Raw genomic sequence first — 26,091 nt, 5'->3', positions numbered from 1 at the left:
CTCTGGGCACTCGATGGATCTCAAACAACTGCGGACTTTCCGGGCCGTAGCCGAACTTGGAAGCCTGAGCAAGGCTGCGGACCGGCTGCGTGCCGCACAGCCGGCGCTGAGCCGCCACATCAAGCTGCTCGAGCACGAGCTTCGCGTCGAACTGTTCGTCCGCAACGGGCGCGGCATGCTCTTGACCAGCGCGGGCCGGATGCTGCTCGACCGCACCACCGGCCTGATCCGCCAGATCGAGCAGGTCAGCGACGACCTCAAATCGGCGAACGGCAATCCGGCGGGCCGCGTCATCCTCGGGCTGGTGCCGACGGTCAGCGCCGTCCTGTCCGGACGGTTTGCCCGCCGCGTCCTCAACGAGTTTCCCGACGTCTCGCTGCGCATCGTGGAGAGCTATGGCGGGCATCTGGTCGAATGGCTGCACCGCGGCGAGATGGATCTCGCGATCATCTATGGTCCTGCCGTCGATCTCCATCTTCAGGTCCAGTCGATCGGACGTGAGGATATCGTCGCTGTCGGGCCGCCGGGGTCGGGGCTGAACAAGCGCAAGCAGGTCGATCTCAAATGGCTGGTGAAGCAGAAGTTGATCCTGCCGAGCATCTCGCATGGTCTGCGGGCGCTCTTGGAGAAGGCGCTGGCGCGCGAAAAACTGAAGTTAGAGGCCATGATCGAGGTCGATTCCTACCGCGCCCAGATCAGCCTGATGGAGGAAGGGCTCGGCTACACGCTGCTGCCGCCTTCCGCCATCCGCACCGAGGTGGCGGCGAAACGGCTGGAGATGGCTGCGGTCAGCCCCGCCGTGTCGCGCGAATTGATTCTGGCCTCGCCGATCGCCCACCCGCCGTCGATCGCCACGACCACGATCGCGACGCTGATCGTATCGGAGATTCAACAGCTTTCCAGGGAAGGACGCTGGAAGATCAACATGACGGCGTAGCTGCGCCTCAATTATACAGCGCCTCGTCTCCCAACACCGATTGCCGGAAGCGCGTCGTCAGGATGACGCCGTCGGCAGGCGGCATCACGAACACCAGCGCCTCGGGATTGATCTTGATCTGCGCGAAAACCGTTCCTCGCCCTTCATGCGCGAGGTCGCGCAGTTCGGTGACTTCCGCCATCGTGCGAACAATGCGCGAGGTGCGGATGCCGCAGGCGGTCGCGATGGCGGCAAGGTCAACGCCAGAGGCGGTGGGGGTTTTCTGCATGCCGGTCTCGCCGAAGCGCTCGTTGTCGAGAACGGCGATCGTGAGATTCTTCGGCGCCTCCACCGCGATCGTGGCGAGCGAGCCGATATTCATCAGCATCTCGCCGTCTCCGGTGATGACGAGCACCTTGCGCTTGGGCTGCGCCAGCGCCAACCCAAGCCCGATCATCGAGGCGGCGCCCATGGCGCCCCAGAGCGGAAAATTGTTCGGATGGTCGCCGGCGGCGGAGACGTCCCAGTTCGGCGCGCCGAGCCCGGCGATGGCGAGGAGGTCGGCGCGGTCGCGCAACAATTCGTTGACGACATCGCGGCGATGCAGAAGCGCGTTCGGATTGCTCATTTGCGGGCAAGCTCCTTGAAATTCTTGGCGCCAAGCACGCGCTGGCCGATCAGGACCGCCACCGGCTTCCAGGTGTTGAAGGCGAGGTTCGCCGCGCCCTGCACGGTGGAGGCGACGAGATCAGGCTCGTCGACCTTGTTCACGATCACGCCCATGGCCTCCAGCGAGGGCCGCGTGCCCTGCCCCATCGGGATCTGCCACGGATTGAACTCGCCCCAATCGCCGCGCATGGTGACGATCATCAATAACGGCATGTGGCAGATGACGGGCAGCGACAGCATGTTGATGCAATTGCCGACGCCGCTCGACTGCAACAGCAGCACGCCGCGCTCGCCGCCGAGCCACGCGCCCGCCAGCATCGCTACGCCCTCTTCCTCCGTCGTCAGCGTGACGACGCGAGTCTCGGGATCGGCCTCGAAGGAGCGGATCAGGCGGCTGTGGCCGGCGTCCGGAACCATCGCGACCTGGCGAATGGCGGTGTCCTTGAGCACGCAGTAGATCTCGTCCGGCCACGTCGGCAGCGCCGGTGCGGCCTCGGCGCGTGATTTTGCTGCTTCCGCCATCGGGCTCAATTTCCTCCGCGATTCCAAGGGTTGGTTGACGTGCAGAATAGACCGCTATGAGAGTTCGAGGAATTTGAATGTGGACATGGCTTCTATCGCAAAATTGAAAGGCTGGGGGGAGCCGAAGCGTCATGCCGAATGGCTGGCACGCCGACGTTTGGCCCGTCCACGCAGCCGAAATTATTTCGGGAACCTGCTGGCTCCTGCAGCATCCAACCCCAATACCCTGTTATTGGTGGATATCATGCACCAGGCCCACATACCCGACATCGCGCGCCTCGATACCGGCGACGCCGAGTTGGTGCGCCGCGCGCTGGCCCGCGACGAGGCGGCGGTGCGCGCGATCATGCAGGCGAATAATCGCAGGCTGTACCGGCTCGCCCGCGGCATTCTGCGCAACGATGGCGAGGCCGAAGACGTCGTGCAGGAGGCCTATGTCCGTGCCTTCACCCATCTGGAAAACTTTCGCGGGGATTCCAGCCTGTCGACGTGGTTGTCGCGTATCACCATGAATGAGGCACTCGGCCGGCTGCGCCGCCAGCGGCCCACCGTCGAACTGGACTCATTGCCGCAGGGCGCGCTGGAGGCCCAGATCATCCAGTTTCCTCTTGCCACCGACGATCCGGAAAAATCCATGGCCCAGCGTGAAATTCAGCATGTCGTCGAACACGCCATCGACGAATTGCCGGAAGCGTTCCGTCTCGTCTTTATCACCCGCGTGATCGAGGGGATGAATGTGGAAGAGACCGCCGAAATTCTCGGGCTGAAGCCGGAGACGGTAAAAACCCGACTGCACCGCGCCCGCACCATGCTGCGCGACATCGTCGAGAACAAGATCGGTCCCGTGGTGATGGAGGCGTTCCCCTTTGCCGGCCGGCGCTGCGAGCGCCTGACGGAGGCCGTGCTGAAGCGGCTGGGCTTCGACTAACTTTTCCGGGAACCTCTGCACTCCACGCCCATCCAACTCCTGTTCATCAACGCGCGGTCCGCCGCGCTACAGGAGTATCAAACCATGTTCATACGATTGAGCGCGGCGATCGCCGCATTGAGCCTTCTTGGCAGCGCCGTGGTGGCGCAAGGCGCAAAACCCACCGATCCCCAGATCGCGCATATCGCCTACACGGCGGGCGTCATCGACATCAACGCCGCCAAACAGGCGATCGCGAAAGCCAGCAACAAGGACGTCAAGGCATTCGCGCAAGACATGGTGCGCGACCATGAGGCCGTGAACAAGCAGGCGCTCGACCTGGTCAAGAAGCTGAAGGTGACGCCGGAGGACAACGACACCAGCAAGACGCTGTCGAAGCAGGCCACCGAGAAACTCGCCGAGCTCGACAAGCTGAAAGGCGCCGAATACGACAAGGCCTATCTCGCCAACGAGGTCGCCTACCACAAGAACGTCAACAGCGCGCTGGAGGCGCAGTTGATTCCGTCAGCCAGCAATGCCGAGCTGAAGAGCCTGCTACAAACCGGCCTGAGGATTTTTCAAGGCCACCAGCAGCACGCCGAACAAGTCGCCGCCAAGCTGAAGTAGGAGGCCGCTATGCGTCTGGGACGATATCTGCCCCTCATCGCCGTCGCCCTGCTGCTTGGCGCGGCGGCCGTCCCGGCGCATGCAGCGACGATCCAAATCACGATCGACAATCTGGTGTTCGCGCCGGCCGAGGTGTCTGCCAAGGTCGGCGACACCATCGAATGGATCAACAAGGACGTGTTCGCCCACACCGCGACCGCGCGCAACGGCGATTTCGATGTCGCCACGCCGCCGAACAAGACAGTGACGTCGGTGCTAACGAAGGCCGGCAGCGTCGAATATTACTGCCGCTACCATCCCAACATGAAGGCGGTGCTGACGATTGCGCCGTAGCCGCTGGCGAGGCGGCTCAGGCGGCGCGCACCGAGCTGAGGAATTTGCCGACCTCGCGCTTCAGCCGGTCGCTTTCGCCGGACAGCGATTTTGCCGCTGATAGCACCTGCGCGGAGGCGGAGCCGGTCTCGCTGGCACCGCGCTGCACGTCCGTGATGTTGGCGGAGACCTGCTGCGTGCCGTTGGCGGCCTGCTGCACGTTGCGGGATATTTCCTGGGTCGCCGCGCCCTGCTGCTCGACGGCGGCGGCGATGGTGGCGGCAATCTCCGACATCCGTCCGATGGTATCGCCGATCTCCTTAATGGCGCCGACCGATTCCTGCGTCGCCGCCTGGATGCCCGATATCTGCTGGCTGATCTCGCCGGTCGCTTTCGCAGTCTGCTCGGCCAACGCTTTCACTTCGGAGGCGACCACCGCAAAACCGCGCCCCGCCTCGCCCGCGCGCGCCGCTTCGATGGTAGCATTCAGCGCCAAGAGGTTGGTCTGGCCCGCGATGGTGTTGATCAGCTCCACCACGTCGCCGATGCGGGCGGCAGCCTTGGCGAGTTCGGCGACGCGGTCATTGGTCTTCTGCGCCTGCTCCACCGCCTCGCTGGCGATGCGCGCCGAGCCCTGGACCTGACGGCTGATCTCGTTGACCGACGATGCCATCTCTTCGGTGGCGGATGCCACCGATTGCACGTTGGTGGAGGCTTCTTCGGATGCCGCCGCAACCATGGTGGTCAGCTCTTCGGAACGTTCCGCGGTTGCCGTCAGCGTGCCGGCGGAGGCTTCCAGCTCGGTCGACGCCTGTGACACGATCTCGATGATCTCGCCGATCATCGCCTCAAAATCGCTGGTGATCCGGTCGACGCGTTGGCTGCGCTGGATTTTTACATCGGCTTCCACCGCGGCCGCCTCGTCGGCGGCCGTCTTGGCGATAAGGGCGTCCTTGAAAACCTGCAGCGAGCCCGCCATGGCGCCGATTTCGTCGGCACGCTCGATGGTCGGGATCGTGACGTCATGCCGGCCGGCAGCGAGTTCGCCGACCACGCCGGTCAAGTTTGCCAGCGGCGTGATCACGCGCCGCCGCAGCATCACGGTGACGCCGGCAAGCACGGCGAGCAGCGCCGCGACGGCGATGCTTGCCAGCGCCAGCATCGTGAGCGCGCCATCGCGCGCGGCCCCTGCACGCTCGGCGGCTTCCGCGAGCGCCGCATCGCGCACTGCGAAGAAGGCCTGCACCGCAGGCACGATCGTTCCGGCAAGCTGATCCGAATTGATACTGTAGTTGCCGTCGGCGCGCCCAGCCGCCATCTCCTTTTCAAGCCATGGCGCGGCCTTGGCGAAATAGCCCTCGATGGCATCGTTCATCGCTTTCGCAAGCCGCGGCGGACTGCCGATCTGATCGACGCCGGCCTCGATCCGCTCGCGGTCGAGATCTACGCGGCCCTGGGCGCGGTCGGTGCTGGAAATTTCAGCCGCCGTGAGCGGGCGGCGCGTGCTGATCGCAAGCGACATGGTGGCGGCGCGGCCTCCGGCGGAGATCCGCAGATCCTGCGCGGTGCGGGCGACATTGAGCAGCGCCGTCAGCGACGCATCCGCCATCGCCACCTGGTTTTCCAGACGATTCAACAGCGGCTCGAGGATTCCGACGACGGCGGCAATGCCCGGCAGAAAGCCCTTGACCGCCGCCGGATCGCGCCCGCTCATCGGCAGACTCAGCGCGCGATCGCTCGCCGCGCGAACCTCGGCAAGCTTGGCCGCCGCCTGGTTCAGACCCTGGACAATCGCTGCGCCATCGTTGAGCGCGCCCACCACCGTTCGCGCCCTGGCGAACGCTGCATCGGCCGCCTGCACCGCTTTCGCGACGGTCTCCATCTGCTCGGGTGTCGCAGCCGTTTCCTTGAACAGCGGGCCGACATAGGGCGCCCGATAGCCGGCGACCTGCTGGCCAACCGCCAGCACCGCGCCATAGGCCTCCACGGTCTTGATCGCCTCGCTCTTGCTGGCAAAGGTGCGGTATTGCGGGACAAGGACTCCGGCGCCAAGGACGACCGCCAGGACCGTCACCGAGAGCATCGATAGTGCAAAAAGCCGACCGATCCGCATTTTTTGTTTCCGCTCTGCCAGGGAGAAGCGGGCAACGTAGGCAGGACGGACTAAGGCCGGCTTAAATCGGGGCCAGTAGTACTACGGGGTTAGCGTCTCAAATGTCGTGGTGCGGCTAGCCGGCAAGGCGAGAAAATTGGAGCGGGCGAAGGGAATCGAACCCTCGTATGCAGCTTGGGAAGCTGCCGTTCTACCATTGAACTACGCCCGCGGGTCGCATCTCATGATTAGCCGACCTTGCGCGATCCGCCAAGCCGTTCCATTGGCCGTCTTGCTCGCGGTCGACTTCGCCAGAATTCCATGCGATTCGTCCGGCCGGTGGTATGATTCGCGTCCGGGGCTGGTGGCGTATGACGGGGCGTGGCTACAGCATTTTCGACACGGCGATCGGCCGCTGCGGGATCGCGTGGAGCCCGGCGGGCATTATCGGCGTGCAGCTCCCGGAAGTCCGCGAGATCGACACGCGGCGGCGGCTCTATCAGCTCTATCCTGATGCCCGCGAGCTTCGCCCGCCAGCGAACGTCCAGGTCGCGATCGAAGGCATCATCGCGCTGTCGCGCGGGGCGGCGTGCGATCTGTCCGACGTTGCGCTCGATCTGACCGGCATTCCTGCCTTCAACCAGCGCGTCTATGCCTATACGCGCGCGATCCCGCGCGGCGAAACGCGGACCTATGCGGAAGTGGCCGCCAGCCTTCGTGCTTCAGGCGCGGTCTCTTCGGTGGCGTGGGTGATCGGCCGCAACCCCTTCATGATCATCGTGCCCTGTCATCGCGTGCTCGAAGCCGGCCATTATGCCGACAAGATCTCAGCCTTTGGCGGGGCGATCTCCAAGCGGCGGCTGCTCTCGATCGAGGGCGCCAGCCAGACCTCCAGCAAGACATTGTTCGACGTGCTGCTGCCGGTTGCACCGCCGCGCCCGCATCCTTAAGTAGGCGGGATGATCGCGACCACGCTTCTTGAACGCAAATCCATATCCGTCTTCGACTTTCGCTGCACCGCGGGACCGGGCGACAAGCCGTTCGCGGAGCAGCATGGCGGTCATTCGATTTCCTATGTGCGCAAAGGCAGTTTCGGCCTGCGCAGCCGCGGCAAGTGCAGCGAACTGGTGGTGGGATCGGTGCTGATCGGCCATCCCGGCGATGAATATACCTGCACCCACGAGCACGTCTGCGGTGACGAATGCCTGTCGTTCTTCTTCGCCCCCGAGCTGGTGGAAACCATCGGCGATAGCCGGTCGCCGTGGCAGATCGGCTCCGCGCCGCCGCTGCCGGAGCTCGTCGTGCTTGGCGAGCTGGCGCAAGCGGCAGCAGATGGCAGCAGCGACATCGGCCTCGACGAGATCGGTCAGGTGCTGGCGAGCCGCTTTGTCGAGGTAGTTTCCGGCAGGCCGCGCAAATCCGGTCCTGATGCGGCGCGCGACCGCCGCCGCGCGGTGGAAACCGCACTGTGGATCGATGCCAATTCGCACCGTCAGATCAATCTGGAGGACGCCGCGGCCGAGGCCGCGATCAGCCCGTTCCACTTCCTGCGGCTGTTCTCGCGAGCGCTCGGCGTCACGCCGCACCAATATCTGGTGCGCTCGCGGCTGCGCCATGCCGCGCGGCGCTTGGCCGACGACGACAGCCCGATCACCGACATCGCCTATGACGTCGGTTTTGCCGACCTCTCCAATTTCGTGCGCACCTTCCATCGCGCCGCTGGCGCCTCGCCGCTGAAATTCCGCCAGGCCTCGCGGGGCATGCGCAAGATTTTCCAAGAACGGCTGGCCCTCCACTAACTAGGCTTTCTCCACGCCGCGAGTTCGCGGCACTTTCTTGCTGGAGAATGTCATGTACGACCACATCGGATTACGCGTCGGCGATCTCGACGCCAGCGTGCGCTTCTATACGGCAGCGCTCGCGCCCCTTGGCTTCGTGCTGTGCTCGCGGGATGATTCCGGCGCAGGCTTCGGCCCAAAGGGCGCGCCCGCGCTCTGGCTGCATCTGCACAAGGGATCTTCAGGCTCGGCCGCGCATGTCGCGTTCCGCGCCCAGGATCATGCGGCGATCAAGAAATTCCACGCCGAGGGCCTGAAGGCCGGCGGCCGCGACAATGGCGGCGCCGGACTGCGCGCGGATTACAGCCCAACCTGTTACGCCGCGTTTTTGATCGACACCGACGGCAACAATGTCGAGGCGGTTTGCACGTAATGCTCTCTCCACGTCATTGCGAGGAGCGAAGCGACGAAGCAATCCATGTCTCGGCAGGTGGCGAGATGGATTGCTTCGCTCCGCTCGCAATGACGGCGGAACATCCATCCTCCTACAACAAGGAATCATCCATGGCTTCCATCCACAAAGAAATCCTCATCGACGCGAACCCTGCCGACGTCTGGGACGCATTGCGCGATTTCGGCGCGCTGCATACCCGGCTGGTACCCGGCTTCGTCACCGACACCAAGCTCGACGGCGATGCGCGCATCGTCACCTTTGCCAACGGCACCGTCGCGCGCGAGACGCTGGTCGATTGCGACGACGAGCGAAAGCGGCTGGTCTATGCGATCAACAGCGAGCGTGTGAAGCATTATAGCGCGTCCGCCCAGGTGTTTGCTGATGGCGACGCGCGCAGCCGATTGGTCTGGATCGTCGACGTATTGCCGAACGAGATCGCGCCCTACGTCTCCTCACAGATGGACCAGGGCGTGCTTGCCATGCAGAAGGCGTTCGGACGAAGCGCGGCATGATGCGTTACCGGCACTAGCTAGCTGGCGTGATCCTTCTCACAGATTGACTCCCTGCCCACTCCTAGCCTCGGCGCGTGCGTCCGAATGGCGCCGCGCCCGCGGCCGCCGGCGCATGAGGAGCAGAACCATGACGGGAGCTGACAAGGTGGTGTGCCAGGCGGCCACGCTGCTGTTGCTGTTCGCCCTGACGTCGACGCCGGCAAAGGCGCAATTTGCCGGCTTCGGCGGCGGCGGTGACGGCGCAGACATGATGACGCAGATGGCGCCGATGCTGGAAATGATGAAGGCGAAGATGGGCAAGCGCCGCTTTGCCATGATGATGCAGACCATGGGCCCGATGATGAGCCGCATGATGGAAGGCGGTGGCGGGTTCGGCGGCATGATGGGCGGTGGTATCCCCGGCGGCTTTGGCGGCGGCTACGTTCCCGAGGGTTACGGCGTGAACGCCGGTGGAATGAATTTCGGCGGCGGCGGCGATTTCATGGGCCTGCTCGGCGGCGCTGGCGGCGGCGAGCTGATGAGCATGGTCCCGCAACTGATGCGCATGGCCAATGTCGGCAGCGGCCGATCAGGGCGGCGGCATAGGCGAAGGTAGTTGTTCTCGTCATTGCGAGCCACCCGGTCGGCGCGAAGCGCTGCCGGATGACAGGCTCCGCGAAGCAATCCATCTTTCCGCGTACGAGGCTAGATGGATTGCTTCGTCGGGCCTGTCATTTTTTTGGTGAAGTCGTGCGATTCATTGCCTGCGTGGATTCGGAGCGCATGATGGACATTCGTATTCGGCAAGCGGAGCGGAGGCAGACCGGTTTTGAACTGGTCGACCTTGAGAGCCTAGTGGTCGAGGATCATCCAGTGCGTGCGGTGTGGTCGTTCGTTGAAGGCTTGGACCTGCAGGTGTTTTACGACCGCATCAGGGCGCGCGGCGAGACGCCGGGTCGACCGGCGACCGACCCGCGCATTCTGCTTGCGCTTTGGCTGTACGCGACGGCCGATGGGATTGGATCGGCTCGCGCGCTGGCGCGGCTGTGCGAGCATCATACGATCTATCGCTGGATTTGCGGTGGGGTCGGGGTGAATCACACGATGCTGTCGGAGTTCCGTCTGGACAGCGGCGAGTTTCTCGATCGTCTTCTGACAGGCAGTCTGGCGGTTTTGATGAAGGAAGGCCTGATCACGCTGGACGAGGTCATCACCGACGGCACCAAGGTCAGGGCCGCCGCGAGCCGTTCGTCGATGCGCCGCAGGCAAACCCTCGGCGAACTGGAAGAGAAAGCCCGCGCCCGGGTTGCCGAACTGAAGCAGGAATTGGAGACCGATTCTGCCGCGGGTGAACGGCGGCTTTTGAAGCGTCGCCTCTCTGCGGCCGAAGACCGCGCCCGTCGTGTCGCAGCAGCACTGGCCAAATCTCCTGCCGCAACGCCGGAAGGCAAGGAGAAGGACCGGGATGGGGATGACGAGCCCCCGCCTGCGAGCGGCAAAGGCAGCAAGAAGCCCAAGCAAGAACGGGTCTCGACCACCGATCCGGATGCACCGCTGATGAAGATGGCGGACGGCGCGGTACGGCCTGCCTATAACGTGCAAGTGGCGAGCGCTTGTGGCTTCGTGGTCGCGATCGAGCCGATGCCGCGGCGCAATGACCGTGGTCTGGCATCGGCGATGGTGGCGCAGGTCGAACAGCGTTGCGGCAAGGTGCCGGATCGACTGCTGGCCGATATCGGCGCGATGACCGCGGCCGATATCGTCACGATTGCGCAAACTCACCCCTCCGTGCAGGTGTTCAGCCCGCCTCCGGCCCGCAAGGAGGCCTCCAAACCGGCGAGCAAGGCGCGATATGAGCGCAACCGCGCCGCCGAACCGCAATGCTTGAAGGAGTGGCGCGCCCGCATGGACAGCGAAGAAGGCCAAGCCGTCTACAAACGGCGCAGCAATACCGAACATGTCCATGCCCGCATGAAGAACCGCGGCTTTGGCCGGATGGTCCTTCGCGGCATCGCCAAAGTGCGCATCGCCTGTTTACTTCACGCCGTGGCTCACAACATGATGTGGGCGCTCAGCCGCCGCGCCCTGAAGGCCGCCTGATGCCAACCATCACACCACCCAGCTCCAATACAATCCCGTGCTGTCCGGCGCGAGCGGACGAAAAACTTACACGCCCGTCGCTTCGCTCCTCGCAATGACGATCGTTACGACAGCGCCGGACTAACCGCGGGCACCCGCTGCTTCGGCCCCCAGCGCGTCAGCACCACGCTCGCGCATGAGAGCACGCCGAGCAGCACCATGGAGGCCGCCGCCAGCACGAAGAAGTTCTGCGCGGTGGCGTCGTGCGTCAACAGCCACCAGCCACCGGCGCCGATGAACAACAGCCGCGCGGTCTGCGCCATCACCGGGCCGATCACCTTGGCCGCGCCCTGCGACGAAAAGTACATCGCGGTGGCAAGGCCGAGGAAGGCGTACATCGGCGCCGCCGTCGAAAGATATTGACGGCTCGCGGCACGCACGGCCGCATCGTCGGTGAAGAGGTTGACCCAGATGTCGGGGAAGATTGCGATGAAGGTCGCGAATGTGCCGACCGAGGCGAATGCGACGAGCCCCGCCGTCCAGGCAATCTTGCGGGCCCGCGCGATGCGCTGCGCTCCGACGGCCATGCCGACCATCGGAACCGAAGCGATGCCGACAGCAAACGAGATCGACGTCAGCATGAATTCGAGCCGCGCGCCGATGCCGTAGCCGGCGAGGACTTCGGTGCCAAAACTGGCCAGCATGTGGGTGAAGATACCGATCGTCAGCACCGACTGAAGCGGCGAGAAGCAGGCGATCGCCCCGACCTTCAGGATGTCGATGAACATCGACCACTGAATACGAAGGCCCCTGACCTTGGGAACGACGCGCGCACGGCCGGAAAACAGATACCAGGACATCACGGAGATGCTGATCAGGTAAGCGATCAGCGAACCGGCCGCGACACCGCTCATGCCGAACTGCGGGATCGGGCCGAGCCCCAAGCCCAGCGTGCCGCCGAGAATGATCTGGCAAATCGCCGACGACAGCATCAACAGCGACGGCAGCTTCATGTTGCCGGTGCCGCGCAAAATGCCGGACATCGTGTTCATCAGCCACGGCACCACGGCGCCGCCGAAGAAGATCTGCGTGTAGGCCACCGCCTGGGTCAGCACATTGCCGCGGCCGCCGAGCAGTTCGAACAGTTTGGGGCCGAAGATCAGCATGCCCAGCATGAAGGCCAACCCGAAGCAGAGGCCGATCAGCAGCGCATGCGCGGCAAGGGTCGAGGCTCGGTCGAGGTCACCGGCGCCGAGCGCACGCGCGATCGCGGATGCCACGCCGCCCCCCATCGCTCCACCCGACATGGTCATGGTCAGGATCACGGTAGGAAACACCAGCGCCATCGCGGCGAGCGACTCCACGCCGAGCCGTCCGATGTAGGAGGTCTCGGCGATGACGACGCAGGTGCCCGCGGTGAGCGCGATTACATTCGGCCAGGCCAGCCACAACAGCGTGCGCAGGATCGGGCCGTCGAGCAACGCGTTTTTCGCCGGCGCCGCCGGTGGCGGAAGCGGACGCTCGTGCTCGTCTACGGGAATTTCGGCAACGCCGAGATCGGACATTTCTGCTCCCAGCGCGCGGACTTGAGGAGCCGCGGCGCGCTGCTTCCTAGCATGGCGGAGGCTGAATCCACGTGCACGGGGCGCAATGGGGGCCTGCGGGATTGCGTGGCGGGCCTTCGGCCGGTCGTTTCACAGGGAATTCATGCCGGAACACGAACGTTCGGGCCGGAACGGCATTGTACGGGCGATATCCCGGAGAACCCTGCCATGCGCAAGACCCTCCTCCTGGCCATTGGCGTCGGCGCGTTGGCGCTGCCGCTAGCCGCCTGTAGCGACCCCAAGGAGACCGCGACCGTGGCGCAGAGCTATGGTCCTTCGCCCAACCTGCCGCCACCGGAACATTCCTGGATCCCGACGGTGGACATCGCAACCGTCAAGCGTTGGCCGAACGGCGCCACGCCGACCGCCGCAAACGGCATGACCGTCAGCGCCTTTGCCCTCGACCTCGAACATCCGCGTACCGTCTACACACTGCCGAACGGCGACGTGCTGGTTGCCGAGAGCAACGCGCCGCCGAAGCAGGGCGGCGGCATGAGCATCAAGGGCTTCATCTACAAGCAGGCGCAGAACTGGGCGGGCGCCGGCGTTCCCAGCGCCAACCGCATCACGCTGCTGCGCGATGCCGACGGCGACGGCGTTGCCGAGCTAAGAACCACTTTCATCAGCGGGCTGAATTCGCCCTTCGGCATGGTGCTGGTCGGCGACGAGCTCTATGTCGCCAATTCCGATGCGATCATGAAATTCCCTTATCGCGAAGGCGACACCAAGATCGGCGGACCCGGCGTCAAGCTTGCGGACCTGCCCGCCGGCAACCTCAATCATCACTGGACCAAGGATCTCACCGCCAGCCCCGACGGCACCAAGCTCTATGCAACGGTCGGCTCCAACAGCAATGTCGGTGAAAACGGCATGGATGCCGAGAAGGATCGCGCGGCGGTGCTGGAAGTCGATCGCGCCCGCGGTCAATGGCGCGTGTTCGCTTCGGGCCTGCGCAATCCGAATGGCCCGGCCTGGAATCCAGTGACCGGCGAACTCTGGGTCGTGGTCAACGAGCGCGACGAACTCGGCAACGATCTAGTGCCGGACTACATGACGTCGGTGAAGGACGGCGCGTTCTACGGCTGGCCATACAGCTATTTTGGCGACCATGTCGACACCCGCGTCGAGCCGCGGCGGCCTGATCTCGTGCAGAAGGCGATGGCCCCGGATTATGCGTTGGGCGCGCACACAGCCTCGCTCGGGCTGACGTTTAACACCGGCAAGCTGTTTCCTGCCGAGATGGAGGGCGGCGCCTTCATCGGACAGCACGGCTCCTGGAATCGTAAGCCCCCCTCCGGCTACAAGGTGATCTTTGTCCCCTTCAAGGACGGCAAGCCATCCGGACCGCCGCAGGACGTGCTCACCGGTTTCCTCAACGACAAGGGCCAGGCGCAGGGCCGCCCGGTCGGGGTGCGGCTCGATAAGCAGGGCGCGCTGCTGGTGGCTGACGATGTCGGCAACACGATCTGGCGCGTGACGCCGGCGGCGAGGTCGGCATCGCGGTAAAAGCAACACAGTTTCCCACGGCCGGCCCGGCTGGGGACAACGCTCCCGAAGGGGCGAGTTCCGCACGTTAGCGGGAACGAGCGCGCCGGCTCCACGTTGACCCCCTGCCGGTTCCCAGATCAGTGGGATGGCAGCGTGGACGAATGGCCGTGTTATCACAGGTCAACGTGCCCCTTAGCAACTTGCGCGCGATTACCATCGTCATCGTGGTCGCGTTTCACTCCGTGCTGCCGTACCTCGCATCGCAACCTGCCGATCCCTTTCCGTTCGACGCACCGCCCTATCGCTGGATTGCATTCCCAATCCTCGATAGCCAGCGCTGGTTCGGCTTCGACCTGTTTTGCGCGTGGCAGGATGTCAGCCTGATGTCGCTGATGTTCTTGCTGGCCGGTCTGTTCACGCCGTCCAGCCTTGGCCGCAAGGGGCCTCGCACCTACACCTTGGAGCGCTCGTGGCGGATCGGCCTGCCGTTCGTTTTTGCCGTCGGCGTTCTCAGCCCTCTCGCCTACTTCGCGTCCTATCGGCTGACCGCGGCCGATCCCTCCTTCAGCGCCTTTTGGCAACACTGGCGCGCGCTTCCGATGTGGCCTGCCGGGCCGCAATGGTTTTTGTGGCAGATCTTTCTGCTGGGCGCCGTTGCCGCCGCCCTCCACGCGTTCGCCCCGCATTGGCTTCGGGCATTGAGCACGCTGGTCGCCCGCGTTGCCGATCGCCCGCTAATGTTCTTCATTGCGCTGGCGGCGCTCTCTGCGCTGGCCTATGTGCCGCTGGCGATGGCCTTCACACCGTGGGAGTGGACTTTTCTCGGCCCATTTTCATTTCAGCTCAGCCGGCCGCTGCACTACGTGGTCTATTTCTTCGCCGGATTTGCGATTGGCAGCCACGGCCCCGAGCACAGCATACTGCGTCCCGATGGTCCACTTGCACGTCATTGGCTGGCCTGGCTTGCGGCCGCCATCGCTAGCATGTCCGTATGGGGCGGGTTCACATCGCTGACCTTGCCGGAGTGGCAGGCGAGCGCGCCGCTCTTTCGTCTGGCTTCGGCGCTGGCGTTTCCAGTTGCTTCCGCGGCCGCCGCTCTGTGTCTGCTCGCGATCTGCCTTCGGCTGCTGCAATCGCGCGACCGCCTGCTCGATAGCCTCTCCAGCAATGCCTATAGCATCTATCTGCTGCACTACGCCGTGGTCGTGTGGCTGCAATACGCGCTGCTTGATGTCGATCTCAACGCGATCGGCAAGGCGACGATCGTTTTTGCCGCTGCGCTCGCCGCAAGTCTGGCTGCAAGCGCCGGAATGAAGATCGGCGGGAGAGCGCTGGTTTCGCGCCATTCCGAGCCACAAGACGAGAGAGCCATCGCCAATCAACCGCGATAACGGATGCCGACATGTCGCTGGTACTGACACTTGCGTCCCGCAACCTGTTCCACGATCGGCTTCGCTTCGTCGCGACCATGGTCGGAATCGTCTTCTCGGTCGTCCTCGTCATGATCCAGATGGGCCTGTTCCTCGGGTTCGGCCGAATGGTCACGACCATGATCGACAATGCCTCCGCCGATTTGTGGATCCTGCCCAAGGGCGCCAAATGCTTCGAGGATCCTTCGCTGCTCGACGTCAAGCTGCGCGACCGCGTCGCCACCATGGAGGGCGTTAGTTGGGCCGTCCCGCTCGTGATCGGCTTTTCGGACTGGCGCCTGGAGCGCGGCGAGGTGACGCCGGTCTTCATTGTGAGCGCCGACCTGCGCGACGGCAGCCTGCAACCGTTCAACGTCGTGGACGGCAACGTGCAGGCGCTGACGCAAGGAGCGAACGTTGCGGTCGACCGCTCCTATTTTGACCGGCTCGGTGTCAGCGGCGTCGGCTCGACGGCAGAAGTCCGTGGCCGCAAGGTGCGCGTGGTCGCGGTCACCGACGGCATCCGCTCGTTCGCCACGACGCCGTACGTGTTTGTGGATCTGAAAAACGCGCGCAACTACACCGGAACGCCGCGCGATCGCGCCAGCAGCGTTCTGGTTCGGCTGAAAGGCGATGCCGATCGGGAGAAGGCGCTCAGCGCCATTCGCGCGGAGGTCGGCGATGCAGAGGTTCTCACGTCGGACGATTTCCGCAGCCGCAGCCGGTCGTTCTGGCTGTTTGGCACGGGGGCCGGAGCCGCGCTGTTTGCCGGCGCATTGCTCGGAGTGATCGTCGGCACCGTGATCGTCGCGCAGACGCTTTACTCCAGCACCAAGGATCATCTGAATGAATTCGCCACCCTGCGCGCGATGGGTTCCTCGAACGCCTATATCTACACCGTGATCATCTATCAGGCACTCATCAACGCCGTGATCGGATTTGCGATCGCCGCCGGGATCGGCTCGATCGTCGTCCAGATCACCGCCAAAAGCGCGTTGCCGATCGTCATCACGCCATGGCTGATGGCGGCGTTGTTCGCGCTGACGGTGGTGATGTGCGTAGCATCCGGCATTGGAGCAATCATCCGTGTCGTTCGTATCGACCCAGCCACGGTGTTCATGCGATGAATGACCATGTAGTCGAAGCCAAGTCGGTCGAGAAGAGGCTGGGTCGCGGCGCCGGCGAGGTGCACGCGTTGCGCGGCATCGACCTCTCGCTGCGGCGGGGCGAGTTGACGTTGCTGATGGGCCCTTCGGGGAGCGGCAAGACTACGCTGCTTTTAGTCCTCGGATGCATGCTGACGCCGAGTTCAGGCAGCGTCACCATATGCGGGACGCCGACAGCCGACGCCGACAAGGAAGCGCTCGCCAGGATTCGGCGCGAGCATATTGGTTTCGTATTCCAGTCCTATCATTTGTTCCCGACGCTGACCGCGACCCAGAATGTGCAATTGGCGCTGGATATTCGTGGCGAGCACGGCAGGCGCGCGGCGCAGAAATCGCGGGAGGCCCTAGCAATGGTCGGGCTTGAGCAAAAGGTGGACAGTTTGCCGGGAGGTCTCAGCGGCGGCGAGCAGCAGAGGGTCGCCATCGCGCGGGCTCTCGTCGCAAACCCTTCCGTCGTTCTTGCCGACGAGCCGACCGGGGCACTGGATGGAAAAAACGGCCAGAGCATCATGCGTATTCTCGCCGAGACCGCCCATGAGCGTGAGCGGGCGGTGCTGGTCGTCACCCACGATCCGCGCGTCCTCCCCTACGCCGATCGCATTGTCGAGATCGAGGACGGTCTTATCGTGCAAGAGCCTACCGACCGTCCGCGCATGCCCACAGCCGTGCCGTTCAGGGCCTGAGCGCAAGGGCCGCCATGAGCCTGCGAGCCGAACTTTTGCGCATCGGTATTCGCATGTTGCTCAAGCGGCGCGGCGGGAGTCTCGATGTCGAGCAATGGCGGCGAAACATGCGTGCGATGGAGCGGTTTGTGCCGCATCCGCCCGCCCGGAGCACAACAGTCGAGATCGAGGCCGGTCGGGTGCGATTTCACCGGGTTACCACACCGGCATCCCGGCCCGAACGTAACGTGCTTTATCTCCACGGCGGCGCCTATGTTTCCGGCGCGCCGGTCCATTACCGGCACTTCCTCTGGCGGATTGCCGACGCCTTGCAAGCCCGCGTCTGGGCGCTCGAATACCGCCTCGCTCCGGAACACGCTTTTCCGGCAGCGCTTGAGGATGCCGTGGAGGGCTATCGTTGGCTCGTCGATCACGCGCCCGATAGTCGCCAGTTGTTCGTAGTGGGAGATTCGGCCGGCGGCGGCCTGGCGCTGGGCCTGCTGTTGAGGCTCCGTGACGATGGCAAGCCGCTTCCGGCCGCGGCCGTCGCCTTGTCGCCCTGGACCGATCTGGCCCTGACCGGCGCTTCGCTGAAGACGAATGCAGCGGCCGAGCCGATGCTGAATGTCGAGGATCTTCCCGATCTGGCGAAGCTCTATCTCGGCGGAGCCGATCCGCGCACGCCCTACGCTTCGCCGCTCTACGGCGATCCCGCCGGATTGCCGCCGGTACTTATTCAAGTCGGCAGCGATGAAATTCTGAAGGACGACGCCGTCCGCATGGTGGAGAAGCTGCGGTCGCACAATCCGCGCAGCAAGCTCGAGATCTGGCGGCGCATGCCGCACGTCTGGCAATTATTCGTGCCGGTGTTGCCGGAAGCCCGTCAGGCGATTGCGCAGATCGGCGAGTTTATCTCTGACGTGCGCGGCTGAGGCGCGCCGGCACAGGCGATCACACCCGGAAGTGCTTGGAGAGCTTCAACCCCTGCGCCTGGTAGTTCGAGCCAATGCGCTGGCCGTACATCGCATCGGGCCGCGACAGCATTTTCTCGTAGACCAGACGGCCGACGATCTGGCCGTGCTCGAGGATGAATGGCACCTCGCGCGAGCGCACTTCGAGTACGGCGCGCGCGCCCTGCCCGCCGGCACCGGCATAGCCGAAGCCGGGATCGAAGAATCCGGCGTAGTGCACGCGGAATTCGCCGACCAGGGGATCGAACGGCACCATTTCGGCGGCGTAATCCGGCGGCACCTGCACGGCCTCCTTCGAGGCCAGGATGTAGAACTCGCCGGGATCGAGGATGAGGCTGCCGTCTGACCGTGCCGGGATCGGCTCCCAGAATTCATCGACCGCATAGCCGCCGCGGCGGTCGACGTCGACCACACCGGTGTGGCGCTTGGCGCGGTAGCCGACGAAGCCGCTAGTGTTCTCACCGGACAGATCGACCGACAGCGCCACGCCATTGGCGAGATCGGCGTCATCGATATCGACCAGGCGCTCGGCGCCATGCAGCGCGTCGAGCTCGTCGGCATTGAGGATGGCATCTCCAGTGCGGAAACGCACTTGTGATAGCCGCGAGCCCTCCCGCAGCAGCACCGGAAACGTCTTCGGGCTGATCTCGGCATAGAGCGGGCCGTGATAGCCCGCGCCGATCATATCGAAGCGGCGGGTGCCGTCGGCAATCACGCGGGTGAAGACGTCGAGCCGTCCGGTCGAGCTCTTCGGATTGGCGGCGGCCACGATCTCCGGCGGCAGCGCGAGGCTTTCCAGTAGCGGCACGATGTAGACGCAATTGGTCTCCAGCACCGCGCCGTCGGAGAGATTTATTTCATGCAGCTTCAATTCGTCGATGCGCTCGGCGACGGTCGCGCCCGGCCCAGGCAGGAAGCTCGCGCGCACCCGATAGGCAACGTCGCCGAGGCGCAAATCGAGGCTTGCGGGCTGGATCTGGCTCTCGACAAACGGATAGGCCGGCAGGATCAGGCCCGCATCCGCCATCGCCGCGATCATGCGGTCGGGGAGAATTCCGTTACCGTCGGGCGGAAGCGTGAACGACACGGCGCGGTCCTCTGAGGTGGCCCTGGATGCCCAAATGTCATCCAAACCTCGTAAATATGGGCTTTTAGGGGTTATCCGATGGTTGCCTTGACTGAAAGGGCGCAAGCGAATATCAGCATGACTTATCCCGTGGTGATTTGAGCCGGCCGGCTTGCAGCCACGTTAAATAAGTAGCTAAACAGGCCGGGGACACGTGTGATCCCGGCCTGTGGAAATTCTTCCAGGCCGGTTTTTTTGTGACCATTTTCCGGTGGTCACGACGGAGGTCACATGTCTGAAGTTGGTTCTACCAAGCGTTTTCGTCCCGAAACCCGCCTCGTCCACGGCGGCACGCTGCGCTCGCAATTCGGCGAGACGTCGGAAGCGCTGTTCCTCACCCAAGGCTATGTCTACGACAGCGCGGAGCAGTGCGAGGCGCGCTTCAAGGGCGAGGATCCCGGCTTTATCTATTCGCGCTATTCCAATCCTACGATTTCAATGTTCGAGCGCCGCATGATCGAGCTCGAAGGCGCGGAAGCTGCTCGCTCCACCGCCACCGGCATGGCCGCGGTGACGACCGCGATCCTCGCACCGCTCAGAGCCGGCGATCATGTGGTAGCCTCGAAAGCCCTGTTCGGCTCGTGCCTTTACGTCGTGCAGGACCTCCTGCCGCGCTACGGGATCGAAACGACGCTGGTCGACGGCCTAGATCTCGACCAATGGCAGCGCGCATTGCGGCCTAACACCAAGACCTTCTTTCTGGAGAGCCCGACCAACCCGACGCTCGATGTGCTCGATATTCCGGCGATTGCCGAGATCGCGCACAAGGGCGGCGCACGGCTGGTCGTCGATAACGTCTTTGCCACGCCGATTTGGCAGAGCCCGCTTTCGCTCGGCGCCGACGTCGTGGTCTACTCCGCAACCAAACATATCGACGGTCAAGGGCGCTGCCTCGGCGGCATCATTCTCTCGTCCGAAGCCTTCATCGCAGAGCACATTCACAACTTCATGCGCCAGACCGGGCCATCGCTCTCGCCCTTCAACGCCTGGGTCCTGCTCAAGGGACTGGAGACGTTGGGCGTGCGGGTACGCGCGCAGACCGACAACGCGGCGAAAATCGCCGAGGCGTTGGCAAGCCATCCGAAGATTTCGCGATTGATCTATCCCGGCCGCGCCGATCATCCGCAAGCGGAGCTGGTGAAGAAGCAGATGCGCGGCGGTTCAACGCTGATCGGCTTCGAGGTCAAGGGCGGCAAGGCCGCCGCCTTCCGCGTCCTCAATGCGTTGCAGATCTCGCGCATCTCCAACAATCTCGGCGACGCCAAGAGCCTCGTCACCCATCCTGCGACGACGACGCATCAACGGCTGACGCCAGAGGCGCGCGCCGAGCTCGGCATCAGCGAAGGCTTTATCCGCTTCTCGGCCGGGCTCGAGCATGCGGATGATCTGATCGAGGATTTTGCACAGGCGCTGGAGAAGGCGTGAGCTCGCTACGCGCGTAGCCACACAACAGGTGTCGTCCCTGCGAACGCAGGGACCCATAACCACAGGGTGTGGTGGGTTAAGCAAGGCGTCAACCACCGCCTCTAATCACCAGGGCCGCGGCGTATGGGGTCCCTGCGCCGAGTGCGCGATTGCGCACGGAGGCAGGGACGACGGCTACATCGGCCGATAGGCTCGCACATCCGACGGCACGGCGACGCCGAGCTTGATCTGGCCGACCGACTTGATGATGTCGTCGCCGAGCAGTTGGGCGAAGCAGGCATAGCCCCAGTCGCTCATGTGCAGGCCGTCGGCGATCACGAAATTCTCGATCGGAATCGCCTGCCGCTCGTGCCAGTCCTTCATCACCGCGAAGCGCGGGAAGATGCCGACCTTGCGAAGCTCGGCCGTCTTGTTCAAGAGCTTCATCATCTTGCCGGCACTTTCGGCGTGCTCGTTGACCCGCGGCGAATATTGCGGATCGATCAGCACGACGTCGGAGCCCGCAGCCTGAATGCGTGCGATGCCTTCGTCGATGAGCTTGACGGTCTCGGCGGGATCGAGGTTGCGCAGCACCGCATTGGTGCCGACCTGCCAGATCACCAGATCCGGACGCAAGTCGATCACGGAGGTCTGCAGCCGCTTCATCATTTCCGGCGCGTCCTCGCCGCCCTTGCCGGCATTGACGACGGAGATGTCGGCCGTCGGATATTTGCGGCGTAGCTGCGCCGCGAGCCTGTTCGGATAAGTGAATTCCGGCGAACTGGAGCCGTACCCCTGGGTCGATGACGATCCGAAAGCGACGATCACTACCGGCTGACCCGCGACGAGCTTGTTCGCGACACGCGGCAGCGATCCCATCGATTTGGAAGCGCCCTTCGGCGGCAGGCAGGGAACGCGGCTGAAGATGTCGCCGGCCGATTTCGCGACTTCCTTCACCTTGTCGATCGCTTTGCCGGTGACGCCCTTCTGCGCGGCCGGATTGCCAGTAGCCGCCGGCGTAGCCTGCGGCGGGGCGCTTTCGGCCGAGGGTTTGTTTTCCGGGTTGTTTTCAGCTTTGGCGCCATCGGACAGCGCCGCCTGCTGACCGGCTTGCTGGGAAACCGTCTGGGCACGCAGCGGCAACACCGAGGCAGGCATCAACACCGCGAGGCCCGCGGCGAAGACAGTCAGCAATGTCGACAAACGAAAAGGGCAGTGAGAACTCATTAACGCCAGTTCCTAATTCTGCTGCGCCTGATCGAGGCGGGCCGCATCGAGCACGAATTTCGAGAGCGCCCGGCCCAGGCAGGCATGAACCCTTTTGGCCATGTCGGTGCCATGAAAGGTACTGAACAGATCGAAATCTCCGGCGTCGTTCCAGTGGCGCATGATGGCGAACCGATCGAACAGCGGAACATTATGCTGCTGCGCCACCACGCGCATATTATCTAGGTACGGCGGCGCGGAAATCATGGTTTCGGTGCGCGGGCTGTATTGCAGATTGACCAAAACCACGTCGGCTCCCGCATTTTGCAGCGCAGCAACCCCTTCGTCGACGGCGCCGCGAAAATCGTCAGGATCGACGGATCGCATAGCATCGACGGTTCCCGTCTGCCAGATGACCAAAGTAGGCCTTTTTGCTTCCACCAGCTTAACGAGGCCGGCATCCACCTCCTCGGCGGTCTTGCCGGTGTGTAGTTCCACGGAGAGGTTGATTGGGGTGGAGGGCAGCTTCTCCTTCAGCGCCGCCTGCAGCCTGGCCGGATAGGCGCTGTTTTCAGAGGACAGGATGGTCGATGAGCGGCTCCCCACCACCAGGACGGTCAGCGGCCGGGCGTTCTTGACGGCCTCGGCCACCTTGGGAAGCGTGCTCTCGGTGGAGAGGAGGTAGGGGGGAACTTCGCAAGCCTGGGGGGCGGCATCCTGGGCACGAGCCAATCCGGCCGCTGCAAGACCCGCAAGCAGCGCCAGGACCAGCACAGTTCCCGAGCCGGGCCTCATGCGCTTCCTCCCGCCATATCGGCGTTGATTGCCGTGCTTTTCGTTTTCGAGGCTCCTTTGTCGGCCGAATGCTTGTACCACGAAATCACCCACGCCATGCCCCACATGATGAGGATACCGGCAAGACTGACCAGGGCGTGCGTAAGGGCACCCCCACCGACTTCGGCCAGCACAAAGTGTCCCGCAAAGGCCAGGAAGACGCCCAGACAGAATATCTCAAGCGAATGCTGGCCACACAGGATCAATGGTCGCAGCCAGCGCGATTTGAGGCCCGACCAATCCTTGGGCAGGAAGCGCACGGTGAGCGCGGCCAGCGCCAGGAAATGGGCAAACCGCAGCACGTCCAGATCCGTCTTGGTGATCGGGTACATCCACTGTTCGATCCGCTTGGGCATCAGGAAGCTGAGTTGCGGAATGTGCCAAGTGAGTGTGACGAAGAACGCCGCCGCCAGGTAGGTGATGCAGATCCACATCGTCACCGGCGACGACAGGATGCGGGACATGCGCTGCGCCCCGCCCAGTGCGCACCAGGCGCCGAACACGAACAGCAACTGCCAGCAGAACGGATTGAATATCCAGAAGCCGCTCGGATAGGCCGTCAGATACCAGTCGAAGTGCCAGGTCAGTGCGTAGAGCAGCACCGACAGTCCCAGCGCGACGTCGGCCCGCCACTTCATCAGCCACAGGATGATGGGCAGAAACAGCATCAGCACGATGTAGAGCGGCAGCACGTCCATGTTGACGGGCCGGAATCTGAGCAGCAGCGCCTGGACGATCGTGACATCCGGCTGCTTGAGGAAATCCATGATGCCCATTTCCTCGCTGTAGAGCGGGTTCTCGAAACGGGTGGCGACGTAGGAGATTTCCGCCAGGAAGATCGTGAACAGGAAAACATGGGCGACGTAGATCTGCCACACGCGCCGCATGATGCGCGCGGTCGCCACCACGAAACCGGCCTCGAGCATCGCGCGGCCATAGACGAAGGCGGCGGTGTATCCGGAGATGAAGATGAAGATCTCGGTGGCGTCGGAAAATCCGTAATTGCGGATCGTGAACCAGGTCAGGATGTTGGTCGGCAGATGGTCGATGAAGATCAGCCACAGCGCCATGCCGCGAAACAGATCGAGCCGCAATTCGCGCTCGCCGGCTACCGGGAACGCAATCGCCGGCGCGGAAGATGCAGCGGCGGCCTTGGCATCGCTGGCCTTGGCATCGCTGCGAGGCGTTCCGGCGACTGGATCGGCAATGGACGACATCTGGCACCGTTTGGGCAATTGAGCTTTTACGCGTGCACTGTCCGGAAAAGATAACATCGGCCCGCAACTTGCACACCAGATACGCAAGGGATACGCAAGCGGAAGGTCCGGGGCCGGGCAGCGCGGCTGCGCTCTAGAACGGAACTATGTTGAAACCGCGATCAAAGCAAGCGGGCAACCCGGCGCAGCGGAGATTGGTTCCCTCGGCATTCCCGGCTATGATGCGACACAGGATTCCCGGAAGCTTGCTCGCATGTACCGCGCCGTCACCCGCCAGATCGAAGTCACCGTCGAACCGAACTTCCTCCCCGAGCGCTCGTCGGTCGACAAGGGCCAGTATTTCTGGTCCTACACCATCGTCATCACCAATACCGGCGCCGAGACGGTGCAGCTTCGTACCCGGCACTGGATCATCACCGACGCCACCGGCCGCAAGCAGGAAGTCCGCGGCGAGGGCGTGGTCGGCGAACAGCCTGTTTTGGCGCCAGGCGAGCGCTTCGAATATACCAGCGGCGTGCCGCTGCCGACCGCATCGGGCTTCATGACCGGGCGCTATCAAATGGTCAGCGAAAGCGGTGAGCGTTTCGAGATCGACGTGCCGACGTTCTCGCTGGACAGCCCGGATAATAAGCGGGTGTTGAATTGATGAGCGCTTGCGCTTGTCATCACCGGGCTTGACCCGGTGATCCATCTTTCTTCGCATGATTCTTCCGAGGGTGATGGATGCCCGGGTCCCGGCTACGCCAAGGCTTCGCCGAGGCTTTCCCGTGCTGGCGCGCCGAAGCTTCAGCGGAGGCGGTAAGCCCGGGCATGACGAATGTGTTTGCCGTGGCCTTATCCCTGTCATTGCGAGCGAAGCGAAGCAATCCACGCCTCAGCGCGGGGATAGATGGATTGCTTCGCTGCGCTCGCAATGACGCGGTGATAGCGACGCAACATATCACCGTCATACCCCGCGAACGCGGGGTACCCAGTACGCCGCGACTTCTCGATTTCGATCACTGCTGTCTCTGGGATACTGGGTCACCCGTCTTCGCGGATGACGACAGTCCGTGGGCTGGGCAAAGCAAAGCGTGCCCACCATCATCAAGCGCGATCGAGGATGATGGTGGGCACGGCGCTATCGCGCCTTTGCCCACCCTACGGTCCCCTACTCCTCCACGCCCGCTTCATGCGGGGTGAACTGATAGACCGAGGAGCAGAACTCGCAGGTCACCACCACCTTGTCGTCCTTGACCATCTCGGCGCGGTCCTTGGGCGAGAAGCTTTTCAGCATCGCGGAGACTGCCTCGCGCGAGCAGGAGCATTTTGCGCGCAAGGAGAGCTGTGAGAACACGCGCACGCCGCGCTCGTGAAACAGGCGATACAGCAGGCGCTCGCCCGACAGATCGGGATCGATCAGTTCGACATCCTCGACAGTGCCGATCAGCGACTGACCTTCCACCCATGCGTCGTCTTCCGCCACCTGATGCGTAACCGCGCCTTCCGGCGCGTTGCCCGGATGCAGGTCGGCCTGCCGCGCCCGCTCGGGCGCCTGCGGCAGGAATTGCAGCAGCATGCCGCCGGCGCGCCAGCGATGCTTGCCGCCGTCGCCGCCACGCCATTCTTCGCCGACCGCAAGCCGCACGCGGGTCGGAATCTGCTCGGAGCGCAGGAAATATTCATGCGCGGCATCCTCAAGGCTGCCGCCGTCGAGCGCCACCAGTCCCTGGTAACGGCTCATGTCCGCGCCCTGATCGATGGTCATCGCGAGATGGCCCTTGCCGAGCAGGGCGCCTGAATCCTGCCCGTCCTTCAGCCGCCTTGCGTCGTAGCGCGCATAGGCGCGGAGCCGATCCGGCGACTGGAAATCCACGATCAGAAACGACACCGGGCCATCGGTCTGCGTCTGCAAAATGAACCGGCCGTCGAATTTGAGCGCCGAACCGAGCAGCGTCGCCAGCACGATCGCTTCGCCAAGCAATTTTCCGACCGGCGCCGGATAATCGTGCTTGGTCAGTATGTCGTCGAGCGCGGGGCCGAGTCGGGTCAGCCGTCCGCGCAGATCGAGCGAGGCGACCTCGAACGGCAGCACCGCATCATCGACGGGAACGGACGAGGGCGCGCGGATTGGCGCCTCGGTCATGATTTTGATGTCTGATTGTGAATCCATGGCGC

General features: G+C 63.8%; 26 protein-coding genes, 1 tRNA gene and 1 riboswitch. Of the genes, 17 read left to right on the top strand and 10 right to left on the bottom strand.

Going from position 1 to position 26,091, the window contains the following annotated elements:
* The first annotated feature begins 13 nt into the window (after positions 1-13).
* Positions 14-937 carry a LysR family transcriptional regulator gene (locus V1278_RS05820; protein ID WP_334365335.1) on the top strand — a complete coding sequence of 308 codons (924 nt, stop codon included), beginning with the start codon at positions 14-16 and terminating at the stop codon, positions 935-937.
* A 7-nt stretch (positions 938-944) separates the two neighbouring features.
* Here V1278_RS05820 and V1278_RS05815 read toward each other — a convergent pair whose 3' ends face one another.
* Complete coding sequence (locus V1278_RS05815; RefSeq protein ID WP_334379994.1) at positions 945-1,544, bottom strand: thiamine pyrophosphate-dependent enzyme; 600 nt, start codon at positions 1,542-1,544, stop codon at positions 945-947.
* A complete protein-coding gene (locus V1278_RS05810) occupies positions 1,541-2,107 on the bottom strand; it encodes a phosphonopyruvate decarboxylase (RefSeq protein WP_334379993.1) in 567 nt (188 codons plus the stop codon). Before V1278_RS05810 ends, V1278_RS05815 begins: the two co-directional genes overlap by 4 nt.
* 244 nt (positions 2,108-2,351) lie before the next feature.
* Between V1278_RS05810 and V1278_RS05805 the strand changes: the two genes are divergently transcribed.
* From V1278_RS05805 to V1278_RS05795, 3 genes are all read left to right on the top strand, one after another.
* Positions 2,352-3,035: an RNA polymerase sigma factor gene (locus V1278_RS05805; RefSeq protein WP_334384113.1), complete on the top strand. Its 684-nt coding sequence runs from the start codon at positions 2,352-2,354 to the stop codon at positions 3,033-3,035.
* 84 nt (positions 3,036-3,119) lie between these two features.
* A complete protein-coding gene (locus V1278_RS05800) occupies positions 3,120-3,641 on the top strand; it encodes a DUF4142 domain-containing protein (RefSeq protein ID WP_334365338.1) in 522 nt (173 codons plus the stop codon).
* A gap of 9 nt (positions 3,642-3,650) precedes the next feature.
* A complete protein-coding gene (locus V1278_RS05795; protein WP_334379992.1) occupies positions 3,651-3,974 on the top strand; it encodes a cupredoxin domain-containing protein in 324 nt (107 codons plus the stop codon).
* 16 nt (positions 3,975-3,990) lie between these two features.
* Here the strand turns inward: V1278_RS05795 and V1278_RS05790 are convergent, their stop codons facing one another.
* On the bottom strand, positions 3,991-6,066 hold the full coding sequence (locus tag V1278_RS05790; protein WP_334379991.1) for a methyl-accepting chemotaxis protein: 2,076 nt from the start codon (positions 6,064-6,066) through the stop codon (positions 3,991-3,993).
* Between the two features lie 137 nt (positions 6,067-6,203).
* Positions 6,204-6,277 (bottom strand) — tRNA-Gly (locus V1278_RS05785).
* A gap of 139 nt (positions 6,278-6,416) precedes the next feature.
* Here V1278_RS05785 and V1278_RS05780 point away from each other — a divergent pair.
* The 6 genes from V1278_RS05780 to V1278_RS05755 all read left to right on the top strand — a co-directional run bounded on the left by V1278_RS05780 (position 6,417) and on the right by V1278_RS05755 (position 10,868).
* Positions 6,417-6,995 (top strand): methylated-DNA--[protein]-cysteine S-methyltransferase, encoded by a 579-nt coding sequence (locus V1278_RS05780; RefSeq protein WP_334379990.1) that lies wholly within the window; start codon positions 6,417-6,419, stop codon positions 6,993-6,995.
* Positions 6,996-7,004: 9 nt separating this feature from the next.
* A complete protein-coding gene (locus V1278_RS05775) occupies positions 7,005-7,844 on the top strand; it encodes a helix-turn-helix transcriptional regulator (protein WP_334379989.1) in 840 nt (279 codons plus the stop codon).
* A gap of 52 nt (positions 7,845-7,896) precedes the next feature.
* Positions 7,897-8,256, top strand: coding sequence for a VOC family protein (locus tag V1278_RS05770; RefSeq protein ID WP_334379988.1), 360 nt, complete (start codon positions 7,897-7,899; stop codon positions 8,254-8,256).
* 131 nt (positions 8,257-8,387) lie between these two features.
* Positions 8,388-8,789: an SRPBCC family protein gene (locus V1278_RS05765; protein WP_334365344.1), complete on the top strand. Its 402-nt coding sequence runs from the start codon at positions 8,388-8,390 to the stop codon at positions 8,787-8,789.
* 127 nt (positions 8,790-8,916) lie between these two features.
* Positions 8,917-9,384 carry a hypothetical protein gene (locus V1278_RS05760; RefSeq protein ID WP_334379987.1) on the top strand — a complete coding sequence of 156 codons (468 nt, stop codon included), beginning with the start codon at positions 8,917-8,919 and terminating at the stop codon, positions 9,382-9,384.
* A gap of 170 nt (positions 9,385-9,554) precedes the next feature.
* Entirely contained in the window at positions 9,555-10,868 is a 1,314-nt protein-coding gene (locus V1278_RS05755) for an IS1182 family transposase (RefSeq protein WP_334379986.1), read from the top strand.
* Between the two features lie 104 nt (positions 10,869-10,972).
* Here the strand turns inward: V1278_RS05755 and V1278_RS05750 are convergent, their stop codons facing one another.
* Positions 10,973-12,412 carry an MATE family efflux transporter gene (locus V1278_RS05750; RefSeq protein ID WP_334379985.1) on the bottom strand — a complete coding sequence of 480 codons (1,440 nt, stop codon included), beginning with the start codon at positions 12,410-12,412 and terminating at the stop codon, positions 10,973-10,975.
* A 207-nt stretch (positions 12,413-12,619) separates the two neighbouring features.
* Between V1278_RS05750 and V1278_RS05745 the strand changes: the two genes are divergently transcribed.
* The 5 genes from V1278_RS05745 (at position 12,620) to V1278_RS05725 (ending at position 18,108) form a co-directional block, all read left to right on the top strand.
* On the top strand, positions 12,620-13,957 hold the full coding sequence (locus V1278_RS05745) for a PQQ-dependent sugar dehydrogenase (protein ID WP_334379984.1): 1,338 nt from the start codon (positions 12,620-12,622) through the stop codon (positions 13,955-13,957).
* 143 nt (positions 13,958-14,100) lie between these two features.
* Positions 14,101-15,330, top strand: a complete 1,230-nt coding sequence (locus tag V1278_RS05740; protein WP_334379983.1) for an acyltransferase family protein — start codon at positions 14,101-14,103, stop codon at positions 15,328-15,330.
* An 11-nt stretch (positions 15,331-15,341) separates the two neighbouring features.
* Positions 15,342-16,475 (top strand): ABC transporter permease, encoded by a 1,134-nt coding sequence (locus tag V1278_RS05735; protein ID WP_334365349.1) that lies wholly within the window; start codon positions 15,342-15,344, stop codon positions 16,473-16,475.
* Complete coding sequence (locus tag V1278_RS05730; RefSeq protein WP_334365350.1) at positions 16,472-17,197, top strand: ABC transporter ATP-binding protein; 726 nt, start codon at positions 16,472-16,474, stop codon at positions 17,195-17,197. Before V1278_RS05735 ends, V1278_RS05730 begins: the two co-directional genes overlap by 4 nt.
* Positions 17,198-17,211: 14 nt before the next feature.
* Positions 17,212-18,108, top strand: coding sequence for an alpha/beta hydrolase (locus V1278_RS05725; RefSeq protein WP_334379982.1), 897 nt, complete (start codon positions 17,212-17,214; stop codon positions 18,106-18,108).
* Between the two features lie 19 nt (positions 18,109-18,127).
* On the opposite strand, the gene V1278_RS05720 is transcribed toward V1278_RS05725, so the two are convergent.
* Complete coding sequence (locus V1278_RS05720) at positions 18,128-19,234, bottom strand: 2'-deoxycytidine 5'-triphosphate deaminase (protein ID WP_334379981.1); 1,107 nt, start codon at positions 19,232-19,234, stop codon at positions 18,128-18,130.
* A gap of 119 nt (positions 19,235-19,353) precedes the next feature.
* Positions 19,354-19,433, top strand: a riboswitch (SAM riboswitch).
* A 71-nt stretch (positions 19,434-19,504) separates the two neighbouring features.
* Here V1278_RS05720 and V1278_RS05715 point away from each other — a divergent pair.
* The gene (locus tag V1278_RS05715) at positions 19,505-20,698 is read left to right on the top strand and encodes an O-succinylhomoserine sulfhydrylase (protein WP_334379980.1); all 1,194 of its coding nucleotides are present in this window, start codon (positions 19,505-19,507) and stop codon (positions 20,696-20,698) included.
* Between the two features lie 174 nt (positions 20,699-20,872).
* On the opposite strand, the gene V1278_RS05710 is transcribed toward V1278_RS05715, so the two are convergent.
* The 3 genes from V1278_RS05710 to V1278_RS05700 are packed head-to-tail and all read right to left on the bottom strand — an operon-like array spanning position 20,873 to position 23,934.
* On the bottom strand, positions 20,873-21,904 hold the full coding sequence (locus V1278_RS05710; protein ID WP_334379979.1) for an SGNH/GDSL hydrolase family protein: 1,032 nt from the start codon (positions 21,902-21,904) through the stop codon (positions 20,873-20,875).
* 12 nt (positions 21,905-21,916) lie between these two features.
* Positions 21,917-22,678, bottom strand: a complete 762-nt coding sequence (locus V1278_RS05705; protein ID WP_334379978.1) for an SGNH/GDSL hydrolase family protein — start codon at positions 22,676-22,678, stop codon at positions 21,917-21,919.
* Complete coding sequence (locus V1278_RS05700; protein WP_334365357.1) at positions 22,675-23,934, bottom strand: OpgC domain-containing protein; 1,260 nt, start codon at positions 23,932-23,934, stop codon at positions 22,675-22,677. The genes V1278_RS05705 and V1278_RS05700 overlap by 4 nt, the downstream gene beginning before the upstream one ends.
* 253 nt (positions 23,935-24,187) lie before the next feature.
* Between V1278_RS05700 and apaG the strand changes: the two genes are divergently transcribed.
* The gene (gene apaG, locus V1278_RS05695; RefSeq protein ID WP_028351829.1) at positions 24,188-24,580 is read left to right on the top strand and encodes a Co2+/Mg2+ efflux protein ApaG; all 393 of its coding nucleotides are present in this window, start codon (positions 24,188-24,190) and stop codon (positions 24,578-24,580) included.
* 504 nt (positions 24,581-25,084) lie between these two features.
* Here apaG and V1278_RS05690 read toward each other — a convergent pair.
* Complete coding sequence (locus tag V1278_RS05690) at positions 25,085-26,086, bottom strand: Hsp33 family molecular chaperone (protein WP_334365358.1); 1,002 nt, start codon at positions 26,084-26,086, stop codon at positions 25,085-25,087.
* Between the last annotated feature and the right edge of the window lie 5 nt (positions 26,087-26,091).

Origin of the sequence: Bradyrhizobium sp. AZCC 1577 (genome assembly GCF_036924575.1) — a bacterium.
GTDB lineage: Bacteria > Pseudomonadota > Alphaproteobacteria > Rhizobiales > Xanthobacteraceae > Bradyrhizobium.
This window is presented reverse-complemented; position numbering and strand designations above follow the sequence as displayed.